We start from the raw sequence: 18,222 nt of genomic DNA, 5'->3' as shown, positions 1-18,222 counted from the left end.
TCGGCGGCGTCAGAGAGCCTGGACGATCTTGTCCACCTGCTCCTTGGCGTCGCCGAAGAGCATCCGGGTGTTCTCGCGGAAGAACAGCGGATTCTGCACGCCCGCGTAGCCGGTGGCGAGCGACCGCTTGAACACGACGACGTCGCGCGCCTTCCACGCCTCGATGACGGGCATGCCCGCGATGGGCGACGACGGGTCGTCCTGCGCCGCCGGGTTCACGGTGTCGTTGGCGCCGATGACGAGCACGACGTCGGTGTCCGGCAGGTCGGGGTTGACCTCGTCCATCTCCAGCACCACGTCGTAGGGCACCCGCGCCTCCGCGAGCAGCACGTTCATGTGGCCTGGCAGCCGCCCCGCGACAGGGTGCACGCCGAACCGGACGGTCACGCCGCGGGCCCGCAGGCGTTCGGCGAGGTCCGCCACGGGGTGCTGCGCCTTCGCCACCGCCATGCCGTACCCGGGCACGACGACGACCGACCGCGCCGCGGTGAGCAGCGCCGCCACCTCGTCCGGCGACGTCTCGCGCACCTCGCCCGCCTCGGCCGTCCCCCCGCCGGGCGGCCCGCCCGCGGCCCCCGCGCCGAAGCCGCCGAGGACCACGGACCAGAACGAGCGGTTCATCGCCTTGCACATGAGATAGCTGAGGATCGCGCCGGAGGCGCCCACGAGAGCGCCGGTGATGATGAGCAGGTCGTTGCCGAGCGTGAAGCCTGCGGCCGCCGCGGCCCAGCCGGAGTACGAGTTGAGCATCGACACGACGACCGGCATGTCGCCCCCGCCGATCGCCGCGACGAGGTGCCAGCCGAGCGCCAGCGCGACGACCGTCATGAGCACCAGCGCCCAGACCGCGGTCCCGACGTCGTCCGCGACGACGAACCAGGCCAGCAGGACGGCGGACGCGACCAGCGCCAGGAGATTGAGCGCGTGCCGGCCCGGCAGCGTCAGGGGGGCCGACGGCAGCCTTCCGGACAGCTTGCCGAACGCCACGACCGAGCCCGTGAACGTCACCGCGCCGATGAGCACGCCGAGGAACACCTCGACGCGGTGCACGGTGTCGCCGCCCGCCGCGCCCACCGGCTCCGCGAGGAACGAGCCGTAGCCGACCAGCACGGCGGACAGGCCCACGAACGAGTGCAGCAGCGCGATGAGCTCCGGCATCTGCGTCATCTCGACGCGCCGCGCGCGCCACGACCCCACCGCCGCGCCCACGACCAGCACCAGCAGGATCAGGCCCGCGGTCACGGGCCACGGTCGTTCCGAGCGGTCGAGGGCCAGCGCGATCGTCGCGACGATCGCCAGCCCCATGCCGAGCATGCCGAGCACCGTGCCGCGCCGCGCGGACTCCTGCGCCGACAGCCCCGCCAGGGACAGCACGAACAGCAGCCCCGCGATCACGTAGGCGGCCAGCGCGACCGACGTCACCGTCATGACGCCTCCCCGCCCTGCGTGTCACGGCGGAACATGCCGAGCATCCGCCGGGTCACGAGGAACCCGCCGAACACGTTGACGCTCGCGAGCGCCGCCGCGACGACGGCGAGCGTCGTGACCAGGGGCGAGGAGTCGCCGATCTGCAGCAGCGCGCCGACCATGATGATGCCGCTGATGGCGTTGGTCTGGGCCATGAGCGGGGTGTGCAGGGCGTGCGTGACGTTCGAGATCACGTAGAAGCCGACCACCACCGCGAGCGCGAACACGGTGTAGTGCCCGACGGCGTCCGGCGGCGAGACGGCGATCAGCAGGCCGGCGGCCACGGCGCCGAGCGCGCCCAGCACCGTGCGGCGCATCCCGCGGCGACGGCGCTCGGCCTCCTGGTCGACGGCGGCCCGCTCGGGCGGCGCCGGTTCGGGGGCCGGTGGGGCAGGCGCCGCGGATACCGCGACGGGCGGCGGCGGCCACGTCACGGCGCCCTCGTGGGTCACCGTCATGCCGCGAACGACCGGGTCGTCGAGGTCGAGCACCACGCGGCCGTCCTTTCCCGGCGTGAGCAGGGTGAGCAGGTTGACCACCACGGTGCCGAGCAGCCGCGAGCTGTGCTGCGGCAGCCGCGCCGCGAGGTCCGTGTACCCGAGCACGACGACGCCGCGGTCGGTCACCGCCCGCTCCCCGGGCACCGTGGCCTCGCAGTTGCCGCCGCCGGGCGCGGCGAGGTCCACGACCACGGAGCCGGGCCGCATCGCGTCGAGCATCGCGCGGGTGATCGTCGTCGGCGCCGTGCCGCGCACGAGGGCGGTCGTGACGACGACGTCCGCCTGCGCGGACTGCTCCGCGTAGGCGCGCAGGGCGGCCGCCTCCTGGTCGGCGCTCTGTGCGCTCGCGTAGCCGTCGGCGCTGACCTGCTGCACGGCGTCGTCCGCCCGCACGACGCGGGCGCCGAGCGACTCGATCTGCTCGGCGGCCTCGGGCCGCACGTCGAACGCGTGCACCTCGGCGCCGAGGCTCACGGCCGTGCCGATCGCGGCCAGCCCGGCCACCCCCGCGCCGATGACGAACACCCGCGCGGGCGGGGTGCTGCCCGCGGCGGTCACCTGGCCGGTGAACATGCCGCCGAACTCCTCGGCCGCCTCGACCACCGCGCGGTAGCCGGCCACGTTCGACAGCGCGGACAGCACGTCGAGGGCCTGCGCGCGGGAGATCCGGGGCACGGCGTCCAGGGCGAGCGCGGTCACGCCGTGCGCGGCGAGGGTGGCGAGCAGGTCGGGGCTCGTCGCCGGCGCGAGCTGCGCGACGAGCGTCGACCCCGGTCGCATCAGGTCGAGCTCGGCGTCACCCGGCGGGTGGAGGGTGACCACGACGTCCGCGGCCCAGACGTCGGCGCGGTCGGCGACGCGGGCGCCGGCGGCGACGTACTCGTGTGCGGGCAGGCGCGCGCCGTCCCCCACCCCGGGCTCGACGACGACGTCGTGGCCGAGGTCGACGAGGCGTCGCACCGCGTCCGGGGTGACGGCGACGAGGCGCGGGTCCGCGCCTGTCGTGCGGGGGGCTCCGAGGCGCATGGCCGCCCCCTCAGCGGGCTGTGTCGTTCAGGGTGCCGAGGGAGCTCCGCAGGGCGCCCCAGGCCGTCCACCGGTCGACCTCGACGACGGCGGTCACCCTGGCCTTGTCCCGCACCGCGTACGGGTCGCCCGTGTAGTGCCGCGCGATGCGGTCGGTGTCGGCGAGGTCGACGTCGTCGCGCCACGCCGTGACGCGGCCGAGCAGCGTCGCGTGCGTGTACCAGCTGTCGTCCAGCACGGTGAGACTGACGTGCGGGTCGGCGTGCAGGTGCTGCACCCGCTTGCGCGTCGCGTCGAGGTTCGCCAGCACGTGCCAGCCGCCCACGCCGTCGTCCTCGAGCAGGTACCAGGTCGCCGCGGTCACCGGGCTGCCGTCCGGTCGGACGACGCCGATCACGGCGGGCTGAGGACGGCGCAGCAGGTCGAGCACGGGGGCCGGGAACGGCGGACGGGGCATCGCTGACTCCTCGCAGACTTCGTGACGCTCATCGTGGTGCGTGGCACGTTTCGGTCGCTCGGCGCCGACGCTACGCCCTGGACGTGCACGGCGGCGCGCGATCCCCGGTGTCGCGCGCCGCTAGGGTGACGGGCAAGCGCTTGCCCGCTCCGCCCCCAGCCCGACCCTCGGAGGACCGCATGACCCGCACCGTCCACCTCGCCGGCGACTCGACCGCTGGCCCGAAGAGCCTCGCCGCCGCGCCCGAGACCGGCTGGGGCATGGCGCTGCCGTACTACCTCGACGACTCCGTCGCCGTCGCCAACCACGCGCGCAACGGTCGCAGCACGCGCAGCTTCGTCACCCAGGGGCGGCTCGACGCCGTGGCCCGCACCCTCCGACCGGGCGACGTCCTGGTGATCCAGTTCGGCCACAACGACGCGAAGGTCGAGGACCCCGAGCGGCACACCGAGCCGTGGACGTCCTACACCGAGCACCTCGCCCGGTTCGTCGGGGCCGCGCGCGACGCGGGCGCGCAGCCCGTGCTCGCGACGTCGGTCGAGCGCCGCCGGTTCGACGACGAGGGCCGGGCCGTGCCCGCCCACGGCGAGTACCCCGACGCCATGCGCGCCCTCGCCGCGCGCGAGGACGTGCCGCTCGTGGACGTCCAGCGCGACTCGCTCGCGCTGTGGCACGACCTCGGGCCGGAGCGCACCCTGCACTACTTCTTCCACGCCGAGGACGGGCGCCGCGACGACACGCACTTCAACCCGCCCGGCGCGGGTGCCGTCGCGCGGCTCGTCGCCACGGGGCTCCTCACCGCGGGCGTCCTCGAGAGCCACGAGGTACGGCGGCTGGACGAGGACGTGCCCGACGCGTGGTTCCGCTGGCTCGACGAGGAGCCCGCCTGATCGGGTAGGCTGAAACACGTTGGAACCGGTTCCAGGCTGGGCCGGTCGGCCGTCGACACCCGGGAGGTCCGTGTGGCCACGCTCCGCGACGTCGCGCGCGCGGCGGGCGTCTCGCTCGCGACGGCGTCGCGCGCGCTGAGCGACGCGCCCCACGTCTCGGCGGCCAACCGCGCCCAGGTCGCCCGGGCCGCGGAACAGCTCGGCTACCGGCCCCACCCCGCGGCCCGCGCGCTGACGACCGGGAGCACCGGCACGGTCGGGCTCGTCGTGCCGGACCTCGCCAACCCCTTCTTCGCCGCGGTGGCCAAGGGCGTGCAGGCGCGGGCGCGGGCGACCGGGCGCGAGGTCCTCGTCGCGGACACCGACGAGGACGTCACCGTCGAGCCCGACGTCATCACGCGGCTCGCCGACCGGGTGGACGGCCTCGTCCTGTGCTCCCCCCGCCTGCCCGCCGACCGCCTCGGGCCGCTCCTGACGTCGACGGGCGGGCCGGTGGCTCTCGTCAACCGCGAGGCGCCCGGCGTCCCGTCGGTCTCCTTCGACATCGCCGACGGGGTCCGGCAGGCGCTCGACCACCTGCGCGCCCTCGGGCACGACGTCGTCGCCTACGCGGGCGGCCCGCGCACCTCGTGGTCGGACGCCGAGCGGCGGACGGCGCTCGGCGCGCTGCCGGCGGGCGCGACCGGCGACGCGGTGCTCGACCTCGGCAGCTTCCGGCCGACGCACGGCGGGGGCGTCCAGGCCGCGGACCTCGCGCTCGCCGCCGGTGCCACGGCGGTGCTGTGCTTCAACGACCTCGTCGCGCTCGGCGTCCTGGCCCGGCTGCACGCCCGCGGGGTGGCCACGCCCGCCGACGTGTCGGTCGTCGGGTTCGACGACGTCGCCGCCGCGTCGCTGGTGACGCCCGCCCTGACCACCGTCGCCGTGCCGTTGGCCCGGGCCGGACGGGTCGCGGTCGACCTGCTGGCCGGCGACTCCCCTGCACCCGGGCACCGCCGGCTGCCCGTCGAGCTCGTGGTGCGCGCGTCCACCGCCCCCGTTCCCGCCCCCACCGTCCGTCCCACAGATCCCGAGGTCGCGATCCGATGAGCACCGCCCCGCACCACCCCCTGCTGCCCCTCGCTGCGGCCCCCGCCCCCGGAGCGACGGCCGAGCCGCCGCTGCCGGCCGTCGTCGACCTCGCCGACGTCGCCCTGCTGCTGCGGCCCGCCGACGACGTCGCCGTCACGACGCGCCAGGTGCCCGCCGGCACGACCGTGCGCCTGCCCGACGGGTCGGAGGCGACCACCCGCTCGACGCTCCCCCGCGGCCACAAGCTGGCCGTCCGCCCGGTGGCGGCGGGCACGGAGGTGCGCAAGTACGGGCAGTCGATCGGGCGCGCGAAGAAGGACGTCGCGCCCGGCGACCACGTGCACACGCACAACCTGGGCATGGACGACGGCGCGCGGGAGTACGAGTTCGGCACCGCGCGCACCACGCTCCCCGAGCCCACGACGCGCCGCACGTTCCAGGGCTACCGCCGCTCGGACGGTCGCTGGGGCACGCGCAACTACGTCGGCATCCTCACGTCGGTGAACTGCTCGGCGTCGACGGCCCGGATGATCGCCGACCAGTTCCGCGGCCCGGTGCTCGACGCCTACCCCCACGTCGACGGCGTCGTCGCGCTGACCCACGACACCGGCTGCGGCCTCGTGCCGACGTCGGAGGGCGCGCAGGTCACGCTCCGCACGCTGCGCGGGTACGCCTCGCACGCGAACATGGCCGGGCTGCTCGTCGTCGGGCTGGGCTGCGAGATGCTCCCCGCCGCCTCCGTGCTCGACGGCCTGGCGCTGCGCGACGACCTGCCGGTACGCACGCTCACCATCCAGGACACCGGCGGCATCCGTGCCACCGTGCGCGCCGGCGTCGCCGCGATCACCGAGATGCTGCCCGCGATCGACGCGCTGCGCCGCGAGGAGGCTCCGGCGTCCGAGCTGGTGCTGGGACTCAACTGCGGCGGGTCGGACGGGTTCTCGGGGATCACCGCCAACCCCGCGCTCGGCCACGCGTCCGACCTGCTCGTCGCGCAGGGCGGCACGTCGATCCTCGCCGAGACGCCCGAGGTGTTCGGCGCGGAGCACCTGCTGCTGCGCCGCGCCGTCTCGCGCGAGGTGGGCCAGCGGCTGCTCGACCGGCTCGACTGGTGGCAGGGGTACGCCGCGGCGGGCGGCGGCACGCTCGACAACAACCCGTCGCCGGGCAACAAGGCCGGCGGCCTCACGACCATCCTCGAGAAGTCGCTCGGCGCCGTCGCCAAGGCGGGCACCGCCGACCTCGTCGCGGTGCACGAGTACGCCGAGCCCGTCACCGAGCGCGGCATGACCTTCATGGACACCCCCGGATACGACCCGGTGTCCGTGACCGGCATCGTCGCGGGCGGCGCGAACGTCGTCGTCTTCACCACCGGCCGGGGCTCCGTGCTGGGCTGCAAGCCGTCGCCCTCCATCAAGGTCGCGACGAACTCCGACACCTACCGCCGCATGAGCGAGGACATGGACCTCGACGCCGGCCGGATCGTCGAGACCGGGCTGAGCGTCGAGGAGGTGGGCGAGGAGCTGTTCGAGAAGATCCTCGCCGTCGCGTCCGGCGAGCAGACCGTCTCGGAGGAGCTCGACCTGGGGGCCGACGAGTTCGTGCCCTGGCAGCTCGGCGCCGTCACCTGACGCGCCCCTGAGCCCGGCGGACCCGCCGGGCTCAGGCCTCGATCCCCCGCAGCAGGCGGCGCAGCGCCGCCCATGCCTGGTCGAGCGCCCGGTCGCGGTCGGGCGCGGCAGCCACCCACAGGGCCGCCTCGTTCATGGCCCCGGACAGCAGCGCCGATGTCGCGGCGACGTCATCCGCGCGCACCCGACCGGCGTCCGCGAGGTCGCCGAGCACCTCGTCCAGCAGCCGCCCGGAGCTGGCGGCGTCGTCCTCGCGCCAGCGCACCCAGCCGAGCACGGCGGGCCCGTCGACGAGGACGACCTGCCGGGCATCGTCGGCGACGACGGCCGCCAGGAACGCCCGGCAGCCCGCCTCGAGACTCTCCCACGGGTCGCCGAGGCCGTCGGTCGCGCGCTCGATCTCCGCGCCGACGGCCGCGGTCACGTCCGCGTGCACGGCGGCGAACAGCCCGTTGCGGCTGCCGTAGTGGTGGTACACGGCGCCGCGCGTCACCCCGCACGCGGCGGCGACCTCCTCGACCGCCACGGCCGCGTACCCCCGCTCCGCGTACAGCCCACGCGCGGCGGCGAGGATCGCGGCCGCCGTCGCCTCGCTCTGGGCCCTCGATCTCCTCGGCATGGTTGACAGGTTACCGACACCGTGAATGTATAGATACGTACACGCCGTACGTAACCCCTCCGGGAGTCGTCATGATCACCAGCCTGTACCCCGTCCTCGCCGTCTCGGACGTGCCGAGCGCCGCCCGCTTCTACGCCGACCTGCTCGGCATGACGCCGACGTTCTCCTCGGACTGGTACGTCAGCCTCCGCTCCGGCACGGCGGAGCTCGCCGTCGTCGACGCGGACCACGAGACGATCCCCGAGCCCGCCCGCGGCGCCCGCGCGGCCGGCGTCCTCGTCACCGTCGAGGTGGACGACGTCGATGCCGTGCACGCCCGCGTCCTCGCGGCGGGCGGTCACCACGTGCTGCTGCCGCTGCGCGACGAGGCGTTCGGCCAGCGACACTTCGTCGTCGCCGCGCCCGACGGCGCGCTCGTGGACGTCGTCACCCCGATCCGGCCGTCCGCGGAGTTCGCCGCCCTCTACGCCGGGCCAGGCGCGACGGCCACCGAGAGCTACAGCTAGCCCCTTCGAGCTCGTCCGCGAGAGCGTCGCGTGCGGTACGGCCCGTGGACCACGTCTCGGGCGCACGGGGGTGCTCGTCCTCACGCCGCCGGCCGACCCCGGGCACTCACGCCCCGGTTAGGCTCGACGGTGCCCACGACGACGCCGAAGACCTGGAGGACTGCGCCCGTGTCGGGTTCGAAGAATGACGGGGCGCGTGTGGCGTTCCTGGACGTGGACGGCACCTACGCGGACCACGGCACCGTGCCGCCCGCGCACGAGGAGGCCGTCCGCGCCGCCCGGCGCGCGGGCCACCGGGTGCTGCTGTGCACGGGGCGACCGGAGTCGATGCTGCCGCCGTCGCTCCTGGCGGCGGGGTTCGACGGCATCGTGGCGACGGCGGGCGCGTTCGTCCGGCTCGACGGCGAGGTCGTGGCCGACCTCCGCTTCCCCGACGACCTCGCGACCCGCGTGCGGCACGTGCTCGACGCCCACGACGTCGCCTACCTGCTGGAGGCCCCGGAGGCCGTGTACGGCCCAGTCGGGCTCGACGCCCGGCTCGCCGTCCGCGGGGACGCGGCACCCCACGAGATCCTCGACGTGCTGCGGATGCCCGGCGACCTCGCGGGCGTCCGGTACGCCAAGATCAGCTACTTCGACTCGCGCGTGCCGATCGCGGCGCTGCGCACCGAGCTCGGCCCCGAGGTCGGCATCCTCCCCTCGTCCTACGCGGACACGGGCGACAACGCCGGGGAGATCCACCTGGCCGGGGTGCACAAGGCCGTCGGGATGGCCGCCGTGATGGAGCACCTGGGCCTCCCCGCCGCGCAGGCGGTCGGCATCGGCGACGGGTACAACGACGTCGAGATGCTCCAGTACGCGGGCGCGGCCGTCGCCGTCGAGGGCGCCCCGCCCGCGGTCCTCGCCGAGGCCGACCTGGTCGTGCCGGGGCCCGCCCGCGGCGGCGTGGCGGAGGCGTTCGCCCGGCTGGGGATGATCGACGGCGCGGTCTGACGCCGCGGACGCCGCGAGCCCCGCGCTGCAAGCACCGGCCCCACCACGACACGAGCAGGGCATGGAGCGCCTCTCCCGCCCGTACCGGAGGACGGTCGCGCCGGTCGTCGTGACGGTCGTCGCGGCCCTGGCCGCGCTGGCGGCCTGCACGCCGGGGGCAGCGCCTGCGCCACCCCCTGCCGGGGTGCCGTCGCCCACGGCGACGGCGACGCACGGGCGGTGGCCACCGGACGACCACATCGAGCAGCCGCCGCCGTTCGAGGTGCGCTACGGCGACCGGGCTCTCCTGCTGTACGCCTTCACGTTCTGCCACGCCGGAGGGTGCGCCGACGGCGTGGACGAGGACCCGCCGTCCGTGGGCTCGGCCGCGGAGCTCTTCGTGCGCGTGCCCGTCCCCGAGCTCACCGCGCTCGACGTCGCGGCCGCACCGCCCGGCCCGCGGGGCGACGTCGAGCACCTCGGGGACGGCTGGTGGCGGGTCGACCTGACGGACGCCGACGGCGCGGAGGGCGAGCACCGGGTGAGCATCATGGCGTCGAGCGCCTCGGGGGGCGGCGACATGGTCGCGGAGGTCCTCTGGAGCGCCCCGGGGTGATGCCGGACGCGAGCGCCGCGGGACGTGCGCCCGGGTACGGTGAGGACGGCGGGCCCCGACGACGCGGCCCCGCGTGCCGATCGACGGACGGAGCCCTGATGGCCGACCTGGACGCCCTCACCACGACCCACCTCGACAAGGCGCGCGCCGCCGAGAACGGCCGCAGCGCCGAGATCGTCGTGCACGACGGACCGCTGCGGCAGACGATCCTGGCGCTGGTCGAGGGGATCGAGCTCGGCGAGCACAACTCCCCGCCCGCCGCGTCCGTCCTGGTGCTGCACGGGCGGGTGCGGGTCACCGCGCTCGACGGGAACGACGAGGTCCGCGCCGGGCAGCTGCGCGTGCTGACCCACGAGCGGCACGCCGTCAGCGCGCTCGAGGACTCGGTCTTCCTGCTCACCACGGTGACGAGCATCCCCAAGCCCTGAGCATCACCGCCACCCACCCGCGTCCCACGTGCTGAGACCCGGAGGTGACGCGGGCAACCGGTTTCTGGCAGCCTCGGTCGCGCACGGTGTGAATCGTCTCAACCGGAACGGAGCAACGATGCTGCCACTCCGCACGACCGCAGTCACCACCACGCTCGCCACCGCCGTGGGCGCGCTCTGCGCGCTCGCCCTCGCCTCCCCCGCCCTCGCTGCCGACCCGCCCTCCCCCGCGGCGCCCGCGTCCGCGGCAGACACGACCCCCGGCGGGCGGGCGGTGATCAGCACGCCCACCGCCGACGGCAACCGGGTGAGCTGGCGCCTCCTCGCCTCCGACGGCGACGACGCGGCGTTCCACGTCTACCGCGACGGCGTCCGGGTGCCCGGGCCCGCCGTCACCGGCGGGACCAGCTTCCTCGACCGTGGCGCCCCCGCCGACGCCCGCTACGCCGTCGCCGCGGTCGGCGACGGGGCCGCGCGCGCCACGGCCGCGCGGTTCGCCGGCGCCGCCGAGGACGCCGTCGGGCAGGTCGCGGGCGAGTCCCTCACGCTCGCGCCCGTCGCGGGCGCCCAGGCGAGCTCGCTCGACGTCCCGCTGGACGTGCCGCCCGCCGGCGACGGCTACACCTACTCCGCCAACGACGCGTCGGTGGGCGACCTCGACGGCGACGGCGAGTACGAGATCGTCCTCAAGTGGGACCCGAGCAACGCCAAGGACAACTCGCAGTCCGGCGTCACGGGGAACGTCTACCTCGACGCCTACGAGCTGGACGGCGAGCGGCTGTGGCGCGTCGACCTCGGCCGCAACATCCGCGCCGGGGCGCACTACACGCAGTTCCAGGTGTACGACTACGACGGCGACGGCGCCGCGGAGGTCGCCGTGAAGACCGGCGACGGCACGGTCTCCGGCACCGGCCAGGTGATCGGGGACGGCGACGCCGACCACCGGAACTCGAGCGGCTACGTGCTCAGCGGGCCCGAGTTCCTCTCGGTCTTCCGCGGCACCGACGGCGCCGAGCTCGACACCGTGGACTTCCGCCCCGCCCGCGGGAACGTCGGCGACTGGGGCGACACGTACGGCAACCGGGTGGACCGCTTCCTCGCCGGCACGGCGTACCTCGACGGGTCGCGGCCGAGCATCGTCATGGGGCGCGGCTACTACGCCAAGACGGCCGTCTCCGCGTGGGACTTCCGCGACGGCGCGCTCACCCGCCGCTGGACGTTCGACTCCAGCTCGTCGACCAACGGGCCCGACTGGACCGGACGCGGCAACCACCAGCTCTCGATCGCCGACGTGGACGAGGACGGCCGCGACGAGATCCTCTACGGCTCGATGGCGATCGACGACAACGGGCACGGGCTCTGGCAGAACGGCACCCACCACGGCGACGCGTACCACGTGAGCGACCTGGTGCCGTCGAACCCCGGGCTCGAGGTGTTCAAGCCGTCCGAGTCGGGCAGCGACCCGGCGCACTGGGTGGCCGACGCCGCCACCGGCGAGATCCTCTCCAGCGCCCCGGCCGCCGGCTCCGACAACGGGCGCGGCGTGGCCGCGGACATCACCGCGGACAACCCCGGGGCCGAGGTCTGGTCGTCCAAGGTCTCCGGCCTGCGCAGCGCGACGGACGGCTCCGACGTGGGTCGTAAGCCCGGCTCCACCAACTTCGTGATCTGGTGGGACGGGGACGGCCAGCGCGAGCTGCTCGACGGCACCCACATCGACGAGTACGGCGCCGACGGCGACACCCGTCTCCTCACGGGCGAGGGGGTCGCGTCGAACAACACCACCAAGGCGACCCCGGCCCTGCAGGCCGACATCCTCGGCGACTGGCGTGAGGAGGTCATCTGGCGCACGACCGACTCCAGCGCGCTGCGGATCTACTCCACGGACATCCCGACCGACATCGCGCACCCGTCGCTCATGGAGGACCGGCAGTACCGGCTGGCCGTCGCGTGGCAGAACACGGGGTACAACCAGCCGCCGCACCCCAGCTTCGCCACGGTGGACTGAGAACCGTCGTCCCCGTACGGTCGGCCCGCGCCGGGCTCAGCCCCGGCGCGGGCCGACCCACACCTGCTGCACGTTGACGAACTCCTTGATGCCGTGCGGGCCGAGCTCGCGCCCGTAGCCGGAGCGCTTCACCCCGCCGCTGGGCAGCCGGGGGTCGGTCTTGACGATGCCGTTCACCGAGACCTGCCCGGCCGCGATGCGGCGGGCCATCGCCTCGCCGCGCTCCGCCGTCGTCCACACGCTCGCCGCCAGGCCGTACTCGGTCCGGTTCGCGGTCTCGACCGCCTCGTCGGCGTCGGCCGCCCGCAGCACCGCCATGACCGGACCGAACGTCTCCTCGCACGCCGCGGCCATGGCGTCGGTGACGTCGTCGAGCAGCGTGGGCGGGTAGTAGTACCCGGGCCCCTGGGGCAGCTCGCCGCCGAGCAGCAGCCGGGCGCCGGCCGTGGCCGTCTGCGTGACCTGGCGGTGCAGGGTCTCGCGCAGGTCGGCGCGGGCGATCGGCCCCACCTGCGTGGCGGGGTCCCGCGGGTCGCCCACCTTCAGCGCGGCGAGCCGGTCCCGGAGCCGGTCGACCAGGGCGTCGTGCACGGCGTCCTCGACGATGATCCGCTTCGCGGCGATGCACGACTGTCCCGCGTTGATGATGCGCGACAGGGCGATGGTGTCGGCCGCGGCGTCCAGGTCCGCGTCGGCGAGCACGATGCACGGGTCGGAACCGCCCAGCTCCAGCACGGCGGGCTTGATCTCGGCGGCCGCGACGCTCGCCACGGCCGACCCGCCACGCGCCGACCCGGTGAACGACACCGCCTGGATCCGCCGGTCGCGGATGACGGCGGCGACGTCCCCGGTGGCCAGCGGCAGGTTGCGGAACACCCCCGGGGGCGCTCCCGACGCCGACAGCGCCCGCGCGAACACGTCGCCGATCGCCTCGGCACAGCCCGGCACGTGCGGGTCGTGCTTGAGCACGCCCGTGTTGCCCGCCATGAGCGCGGGCGCGGCGAAGCGCAGGGCCAGCCAGAACGGCGCGTTCCAGGGCAGGACGCCGAGCACCGTGCCCAGCGGCAGGTGCTGCACGTAGCTACGGGTCGCGTCGGAGGCGATCTCCTCGGTCGCCAGGTAGGCCGCCGCGTGCTCGGCGTAGTGCTCCGCGCACCAGGCCGCCTTCTCGACCTCCCCGAGCGCCTCCGTGATCGGCTTGCCCATCTCCTGCGTCATGAGCGGAGCCAGCTCGTCGGCGCGGGCACGCAGGTCGGCCGCCACCGCGTGCAGCACCTCGGCGCGCCCGTCGAGCCCGCGGTCCCGCCAGGCCGCCCGCGCCGCCTCGGCCGCGGCCAGGGTGGCGTCCACCTCCGCCGCCGTCGCCGCCGGGACCTCGCGGACCACCTCGCCGGTGCTGGGGTCCGTCGCGATCAGCATGGTCATGCGGTCTCCTCCTCGGTCAGGTCCGCGGGCGCGTCGTGCACGAGCGCGAGCGGCGCGTCGTCGGACGGTTCGCCGTCGACGCCGCCGGCCGCGTGCTCGGGCTTGCACGTGAAGTCCTCGGGCAGGGTGAAGAACGACTCGCAGCCGTCGGCCGTCACCCGCACCGTGTCCGAGATGCCGACGGTCTTGTCGCCGTCGACCCCCCACATCCACGGGATGATGTGGAACGTCATCCCCTCCCGCAGCACCCGCGGGTCGCCCTGGTTGAGGCTGACGATGTAGCCCTCGTCCCAGCTGGGCGGGAACGCGATGCCGATCGAGTACCCCGACCGTGTCACCAGCCGCGCGCCGACGCCGTTGTCCGAGATGATGTTCCGCACGATGTTGTCGGCGTCGGACACGGTGAGCCCGGGCCGGATGGCGGCCTTGACCTCCGCGAGCGCCAGCTTCATCCGCTCCTGCGCCACCACCATGCTGCGCGACAGGTCGTCGAGCACCACGGTCCGCATCATCGCGGTGTGGTACCGCCGGAAGCAGCCGCCGACCTCGAGGAAGACGTGCTCCCCGGGCCGCACGGTGCGCCCCTCCCACGTCGCGTGCCCGATCATGCTGCGCGGTCCGGAGGTGACGTACGGCATCACGGCCGGGAACTCCCCGCCCGAGCGGAACATCGCCGCCGCGATCTCCGCCGCGATGTCGTTCTCCGTCACCCCCGCCGCGACCGCCTCGATCCCCGCCGCCATCCCGACCTCGGTGGCACGCGCGGCCCGCCGCATGATCGCGATCTCGGCGTCGGACTTGACCACCCTCCCCTCCTCCACGATGCCGAAGCAGTCGAGCAGGCGGCCGTCGGTGAACGAGTTGTGGATGTAGTCCTGGTGGTAGGCCGGGAAGTAGTAGCTGTTGCGCTCGTACCCGACGTCCTTCGTGTCGAGGCCGAACTCGCGCAGTGACTGCACCAGGCTCTGGATGGCGTCGCCGGTATCCGGGTAGGGGCGGGTCAGCTCCACCCACGTGCGGGCGTGCACGTTCGACTCCTCCATGGCGCGCGTGATCATGAACGGCTCGTCCTCGAGCGGCACGACCAGCGCCTGGAAGAAGGAGTACCCGGTGGTCTGGTAGTCCGTGAGGTACATGAGGTTCTCGGGGTCGGTGATGACCACCGCGTCGAGCATGCGCTCCGCCATGCGGCGGCGCAGGTCGCCGAGGCGTCTCGCGTACTCCTCGAACGGGAACGTCATGTCGTCGCGCTGCCGCATGCCGGGCCTCCTTCAGGTCTCACGAACGTCGGTCGTCACGCGCCCCCGGTCGGGGGTGCTAGAGGGTGTCGCGCACCGCCCCCGCGAGGATCTCCAGGCCCTCGTCCAGGTCGTCGTCGGGGATGGTCAGGGGCGGGATGAGCTTGAGGACTCGGCCGCCGCTGCCGCACGGGCCGATGAGCAGCCCCCGGGCGAAGCACTCGGCCGCGACCGCCTTGGCGAACGCGCCGTCGACGACGTCGAGGCCCTGGATCATGCCGCGGCCGCGCACGCTGAAACCGCGGTCGGGTGCGCCGGCGGCGAGCCCGTCCAGCACGGACACCATCCGCTCGGCCTTGGCGTGCACCTGGGTCATGAGCTCGTCGTCGTCGAAGTACGTGAGCGCCTCGCGCCCGGCCACGAACGACAGACCCTGGCCGCGGAAGGTGCCGGTGTGCTCCCCCGGCGCCCACTGCGCGTCCAGCTCGGGGCGGTTGAGGTTCATCGCCAGGGGCGTCCCGTAGCCGCCGATCCCCTTGGCGAGGCACACGACGTCGGGGTCGAGCCCCATGCCGTCGAAGCTGAAGTAGCTGCCGGTGCGGCCACAGCCCACCTGGATCTCGTCGATGACGAACAGCGCCCCGACGTCGCGGGCGAGCCGCTGCACGGCGTGCAGCCACTCGGCGCTCGCGACGTTGACGCCGCCCTCGGCCTGGATCGTCTCGACGACGAACGCGGCGGGCGGCAGCAGCCCGCTCGACACGTCGGCGAGCTGCTCCCGGTAGGCCTCGAGCGACGCGAGACCGCCCCCGGGGGCGGTCTCGAAGGGCAGCCGGTGCACGTTCTCCAACGGCACCCCGGCGGCCCGCCGGAAGACGTCGTTGCCCGTGAGCGCGAGCGACCCGAGGGTCATGCCGTGGAACCCGTGCGTGAAGGCGACCACCTCGCGCCGGCCGGTGACCTTGCGGGCGAGCTTGAGCGCCGCCTCGACGGCGTTGCTGCCGGTGGGCCCCATGAACTGCAGCTTCATCGCCATGCCACGCGGCTCCAGCACCGTGGAGACGAACTTCGCGATGAAGTCGCGCTTGGTCGTGGTCGCCATGTCGAGGCTGTGCGCGACGCCGTCGGCCTCGAGGAACTCGATCATGGCGCGTTTCATGCGCGGGTTGTTGTGCCCGAAGTTCAGCACCCCCGCGCCGGCGAAGAAGTCGACGTAGCTACGGCCGGCCTCGTCCACCTGCCGCGCGTTCGACGCCGAGGCGAACACCGTGGGGTACGTGCGGCTGTACCCACGGATCTCGGATTCCCACTTCTCGAAGACCTCCATCAACCAGATGTAGGTGCCCGAGGCCCGCCCCGTCAAGGAACTCGCGGGACGACGTGCGTAACGTTCTGATGTCGTGGCCGTGCCCGAGGTCGCGCCGGGCGCCGCCTGCGCCTGCGCGGGTCAGGTGCGCGCAGGTCAGCGGTGCGCGCAGGTCAGCGCCGTCGGCGTACCAGGTTCGCCAGCGGGGAGTACCTCGGCACCCAGCGTGCGAGGGCGGCCGCGGACGCGCCCCCCAGCGTGGCGGTGGCCCACACCCCGGCGGCGAGCGAGCCCAGCGCCGCGCCTGCCGACAGGATCAGCGGGCCGAGCGCGTCCCCCGTGTCCTGGAAGAGCCGCCACACGCTGAGGAACGTGGGCCGCACCGCGGCGGGTGCGACGTCGGCGCCCAGCGTCATGACGATGCCGGAGCCCATGCCGTTGCCGATGCCGAGCAGGGCGGCGACCACGGCGAGCGCGCCGGCCGTGTGCGCGAGCGGCAGCACCGCGAGCCCCAGCGCCATCGTCAGCATGGAAGGCACGGCCACCCACAGCCGGCCGAACCGGTCCATCACCTTGCCCGCCGGGTAGAACAGCAGCATGTCCAGGGCGCCCGAGACGCCGAAGACGAGCGACGTCACCTCGGCGTTCAGGCCCAGGTGCTCGCCCCACAGCGGGATGACGGTCTGCCGCGCACCGCGTACGGAGCTCACCAGCAGGATGGCGACCCCGAGGGTCGCGAACAGCTGCCGGTGGTCCCGCGCGACCGCCGCGATGGACACCCGCGGCCCGCCTGCGGGCCGCGGCAGGGGCGCGTCGGCCTGCGGCTCCGGGCGGACCAGGGCGATGACGAGCACCGCGACCAGCGCGGCACCGGTGCCCAGCCAGAACGCGCCGTGCAGCGACGTCGCCGCGATCACCGCGGCGCCGGCGAACGGCCCCAGGAACAGGCCGATGCGGTGCACCCCCGCGAGCGTCGACATGACGCGCGCCCGCCGCAGCGGCGGCGTGATCTCCGTGAGGTACGCCTGCCGGGCGAGGTTGAACACGGCGTTCGCCGCGCCGAGCGCGAGCACGCCGGCGGCCAGGCCCCACAGCGCCGAGGACAGGGCGATCGTCGTGAACGCCACGACGGCGACGCTGCCGGCGACCAGCATCGCGACCCGGTCGCCGAGCCGCTGCGAGAGCGCGCCGGCCGGCAGGTCGAACGCGATCTTGCCGAGCGGCAGCAGGGCGGCCACGAGCCCCGCGACCGTGAGGGTCGCGCCGCGGCCGGTGGCGGTGACCGCCACGACCGGCAGCAGCGCGCCGATGCCGATCTCCAGCACCAGGGTGGGGAGGAAGGCCCCCAGGACGACGCTGCGGAACGGGAAGAGGGGCGGGGACGGCACGCCCCCTTCCTATCGCACGGGCTCTCGACGGGTCGGGGGCGTTCACGCCCGCCGCGTCGTGAGCAGCAGCGCCGGCAGGTGCAGCTCCTCGCCGGCGGTGCGCGCGGCGATCTCGGCGTCCGAGACCGCGGCGGACGACCAGGCGGTTCCCCCGAACGCGGCCCGCAGCCGGTCGGCGGTCGTGCCCCAGCCGAGCCCGGCGTCCACGGACATCGCGAGCACGGCGACGAGCGCGTCAGGCGGGCAGATCGCCTCCAGGCCGGCCACGTAGGCCGCACGACCGTCGTCGTCCAGGGTGTGCAGCAGGCCCGAGTCGAGGACGGTCCGCGGCCGGAGGTCCAGGCGGTCGAGCCGGCGGGCGTCCGCCACCTCGAACCGCACCTCCCCGGCATCGAGGATCGCCCCCGCGACCCGCTCCCGGGCGCGGGAGATCGCGTGCGGCGCGGCGTCCACGCCCACGACCTGGTGGCCCGCCCGCGCGACGGCGAGCGCCAGCACGCCCGTGCCGCACCCGACGTCGAGCACCGGGTCCGCGAGGACCGACCGGCGCACGAGCGCCAGGAGCGCGGGCTGCGGACGCCCGATCTCCCACGGCGGCGGGTCGTCCGCGGCGTACAGCGCGTCGAAGTCGTGCACCTGGCGAGCCATGGAGCACCTCCCGACGCCCATTCTGC

At 74.6% G+C, this 18,222-nt stretch carries 17 protein-coding genes; 8 read left to right on the top strand and 9 right to left on the bottom strand.

Translation table 11 applies throughout. From position 1 onward, the window contains the following. Window positions 1–9: 9 nt before the first annotated feature. From pntB to ABZ493_RS10655, 3 genes are read right to left on the bottom strand one after another with little or no spacing between them, the layout of a single operon-like run. Window positions 10–1,428 (bottom strand): Re/Si-specific NAD(P)(+) transhydrogenase subunit beta, encoded by a 1,419-nt coding sequence (pntB, locus tag ABZ493_RS10665; RefSeq protein WP_430582141.1) that lies wholly within the window; start codon window positions 1,426–1,428, stop codon window positions 10–12. Further along, window positions 1,425–2,993 (bottom strand): Re/Si-specific NAD(P)(+) transhydrogenase subunit alpha, encoded by a 1,569-nt coding sequence (locus ABZ493_RS10660; RefSeq protein ID WP_430582140.1) that lies wholly within the window; start codon window positions 2,991–2,993, stop codon window positions 1,425–1,427. Before ABZ493_RS10660 ends, pntB begins: the two co-directional genes overlap by 4 nt. 10 nt (window positions 2,994–3,003) lie before the next feature. Continuing rightward, the gene (locus ABZ493_RS10655) at window positions 3,004–3,450 is read right to left on the bottom strand and encodes a pyridoxamine 5'-phosphate oxidase family protein (protein WP_430582139.1); all 447 of its coding nucleotides are present in this window, start codon (window positions 3,448–3,450) and stop codon (window positions 3,004–3,006) included. A 179-nt stretch (window positions 3,451–3,629) separates the two neighbouring features. On the opposite strand from ABZ493_RS10655, the gene ABZ493_RS10650 reads away from it, so the two are divergent. The 3 genes from ABZ493_RS10650 to ABZ493_RS10640 all read left to right on the top strand — a co-directional run bounded on the left by ABZ493_RS10650 (window position 3,630) and on the right by ABZ493_RS10640 (window position 7,042). Continuing rightward, window positions 3,630–4,340: a rhamnogalacturonan acetylesterase gene (locus ABZ493_RS10650; RefSeq protein ID WP_430582138.1), complete on the top strand. Its 711-nt coding sequence runs from the start codon at window positions 3,630–3,632 to the stop codon at window positions 4,338–4,340. A 72-nt stretch (window positions 4,341–4,412) separates the two neighbouring features. After that, on the top strand, window positions 4,413–5,429 hold the full coding sequence (locus tag ABZ493_RS10645) for a LacI family DNA-binding transcriptional regulator (RefSeq protein WP_430582137.1): 1,017 nt from the start codon (window positions 4,413–4,415) through the stop codon (window positions 5,427–5,429). Then, window positions 5,426–7,042, top strand: a complete 1,617-nt coding sequence (locus tag ABZ493_RS10640) for an altronate dehydratase family protein (protein ID WP_430582136.1) — start codon at window positions 5,426–5,428, stop codon at window positions 7,040–7,042. The genes ABZ493_RS10645 and ABZ493_RS10640 overlap by 4 nt, the downstream gene beginning before the upstream one ends. 31 nt (window positions 7,043–7,073) lie before the next feature. Here the strand turns inward: ABZ493_RS10640 and ABZ493_RS10635 are convergent, their stop codons facing one another. Continuing rightward, window positions 7,074–7,661, bottom strand: coding sequence for a TetR/AcrR family transcriptional regulator (locus ABZ493_RS10635; RefSeq protein WP_430582135.1), 588 nt, complete (start codon window positions 7,659–7,661; stop codon window positions 7,074–7,076). 71 nt (window positions 7,662–7,732) lie between these two features. On the opposite strand from ABZ493_RS10635, the gene ABZ493_RS10630 reads away from it, so the two are divergent. The 5 genes from ABZ493_RS10630 (at window position 7,733) to ABZ493_RS10610 (ending at window position 12,191) form a co-directional block, all read left to right on the top strand. Further along, a complete protein-coding gene (locus ABZ493_RS10630) occupies window positions 7,733–8,167 on the top strand; it encodes a VOC family protein (protein WP_430582134.1) in 435 nt (144 codons plus the stop codon). A gap of 198 nt (window positions 8,168–8,365) precedes the next feature. Continuing rightward, entirely contained in the window at window positions 8,366–9,160 is a 795-nt protein-coding gene (locus tag ABZ493_RS10625; RefSeq protein ID WP_430582133.1) for an HAD family hydrolase, read from the top strand. A gap of 61 nt (window positions 9,161–9,221) precedes the next feature. Beyond that, window positions 9,222–9,755, top strand: coding sequence for a hypothetical protein (locus tag ABZ493_RS10620; protein WP_430582132.1), 534 nt, complete (start codon window positions 9,222–9,224; stop codon window positions 9,753–9,755). A gap of 98 nt (window positions 9,756–9,853) precedes the next feature. Further along, a complete protein-coding gene (locus ABZ493_RS10615; RefSeq protein ID WP_430582131.1) occupies window positions 9,854–10,183 on the top strand; it encodes a cupin in 330 nt (109 codons plus the stop codon). A 118-nt stretch (window positions 10,184–10,301) separates the two neighbouring features. Continuing rightward, window positions 10,302–12,191, top strand: a complete 1,890-nt coding sequence (locus ABZ493_RS10610; protein ID WP_430582130.1) for a rhamnogalacturonan lyase — start codon at window positions 10,302–10,304, stop codon at window positions 12,189–12,191. Window positions 12,192–12,227: 36 nt separating this feature from the next. Here the strand turns inward: ABZ493_RS10610 and ABZ493_RS10605 are convergent, their stop codons facing one another. The 5 genes from ABZ493_RS10605 to ABZ493_RS10585 form a co-directional block, all read right to left on the bottom strand. Continuing rightward, window positions 12,228–13,616 carry an aldehyde dehydrogenase family protein gene (locus ABZ493_RS10605; protein ID WP_430582129.1) on the bottom strand — a complete coding sequence of 463 codons (1,389 nt, stop codon included), beginning with the start codon at window positions 13,614–13,616 and terminating at the stop codon, window positions 12,228–12,230. Continuing rightward, window positions 13,613–14,875: an ectoine hydrolase gene (doeA, locus tag ABZ493_RS10600; protein ID WP_430582128.1), complete on the bottom strand. Its 1,263-nt coding sequence runs from the start codon at window positions 14,873–14,875 to the stop codon at window positions 13,613–13,615. Before doeA ends, ABZ493_RS10605 begins: the two co-directional genes overlap by 4 nt. Before the next feature lie 58 nt (window positions 14,876–14,933). Further along, window positions 14,934–16,181 (bottom strand): aspartate aminotransferase family protein, encoded by a 1,248-nt coding sequence (locus ABZ493_RS10595; protein ID WP_430582127.1) that lies wholly within the window; start codon window positions 16,179–16,181, stop codon window positions 14,934–14,936. 152 nt (window positions 16,182–16,333) lie between these two features. Continuing rightward, entirely contained in the window at window positions 16,334–17,548 is a 1,215-nt protein-coding gene (locus ABZ493_RS10590; RefSeq protein ID WP_430582126.1) for an MFS transporter, read from the bottom strand. A 42-nt stretch (window positions 17,549–17,590) separates the two neighbouring features. Further along, window positions 17,591–18,196 carry a class I SAM-dependent methyltransferase gene (locus tag ABZ493_RS10585; protein WP_430582125.1) on the bottom strand — a complete coding sequence of 202 codons (606 nt, stop codon included), beginning with the start codon at window positions 18,194–18,196 and terminating at the stop codon, window positions 17,591–17,593. Between the last annotated feature and the right edge of the window lie 26 nt (window positions 18,197–18,222).

The sequence above is a fragment of the Isoptericola sp. NPDC019482 genome, assembly GCF_040632295.1.
Classification (GTDB): domain Bacteria; phylum Actinomycetota; class Actinomycetes; order Actinomycetales; family Cellulomonadaceae; genus Isoptericola.
The sequence above is the reverse complement of the archived record's forward strand: the minus strand, read 5'-3'. Positions and strand labels throughout refer to the sequence as shown.

Coding starts and splice junctions, on each gene's coding strand:
- pntB (WP_430582141.1), bottom strand. CDS start 1,428: ATGACGGTGACGTCGGTCGCGCTGGCCGCCTACGTGATCGCGGGGCTG.
- ABZ493_RS10660 (WP_430582140.1), bottom strand. CDS start 2,993: ATGCGCCTCGGAGCCCCCCGCACGACAGGCGCGGACCCGCGCCTCGTC.
- ABZ493_RS10655 (WP_430582139.1), bottom strand. CDS start 3,450: ATGCCCCGTCCGCCGTTCCCGGCCCCCGTGCTCGACCTGCTGCGCCGT.
- ABZ493_RS10650 (WP_430582138.1), top strand. CDS start 3,630: ATGACCCGCACCGTCCACCTCGCCGGCGACTCGACCGCTGGCCCGAAG.
- ABZ493_RS10640 (WP_430582136.1), top strand. CDS start 5,426: ATGAGCACCGCCCCGCACCACCCCCTGCTGCCCCTCGCTGCGGCCCCC.
- ABZ493_RS10635 (WP_430582135.1), bottom strand. CDS start 7,661: ATGCCGAGGAGATCGAGGGCCCAGAGCGAGGCGACGGCGGCCGCGATC.
- ABZ493_RS10630 (WP_430582134.1), top strand. CDS start 7,733: ATGATCACCAGCCTGTACCCCGTCCTCGCCGTCTCGGACGTGCCGAGC.
- ABZ493_RS10620 (WP_430582132.1), top strand. CDS start 9,222: ATGGAGCGCCTCTCCCGCCCGTACCGGAGGACGGTCGCGCCGGTCGTC.
- ABZ493_RS10615 (WP_430582131.1), top strand. CDS start 9,854: ATGGCCGACCTGGACGCCCTCACCACGACCCACCTCGACAAGGCGCGC.
- ABZ493_RS10610 (WP_430582130.1), top strand. CDS start 10,302: ATGCTGCCACTCCGCACGACCGCAGTCACCACCACGCTCGCCACCGCC.
- ABZ493_RS10605 (WP_430582129.1), bottom strand. CDS start 13,616: ATGACCATGCTGATCGCGACGGACCCCAGCACCGGCGAGGTGGTCCGC.
- doeA (WP_430582128.1), bottom strand. CDS start 14,875: ATGCGGCAGCGCGACGACATGACGTTCCCGTTCGAGGAGTACGCGAGA.
- ABZ493_RS10595 (WP_430582127.1), bottom strand. CDS start 16,181: ATGGAGGTCTTCGAGAAGTGGGAATCCGAGATCCGTGGGTACAGCCGC.
- ABZ493_RS10585 (WP_430582125.1), bottom strand. CDS start 18,196: ATGGCTCGCCAGGTGCACGACTTCGACGCGCTGTACGCCGCGGACGAC.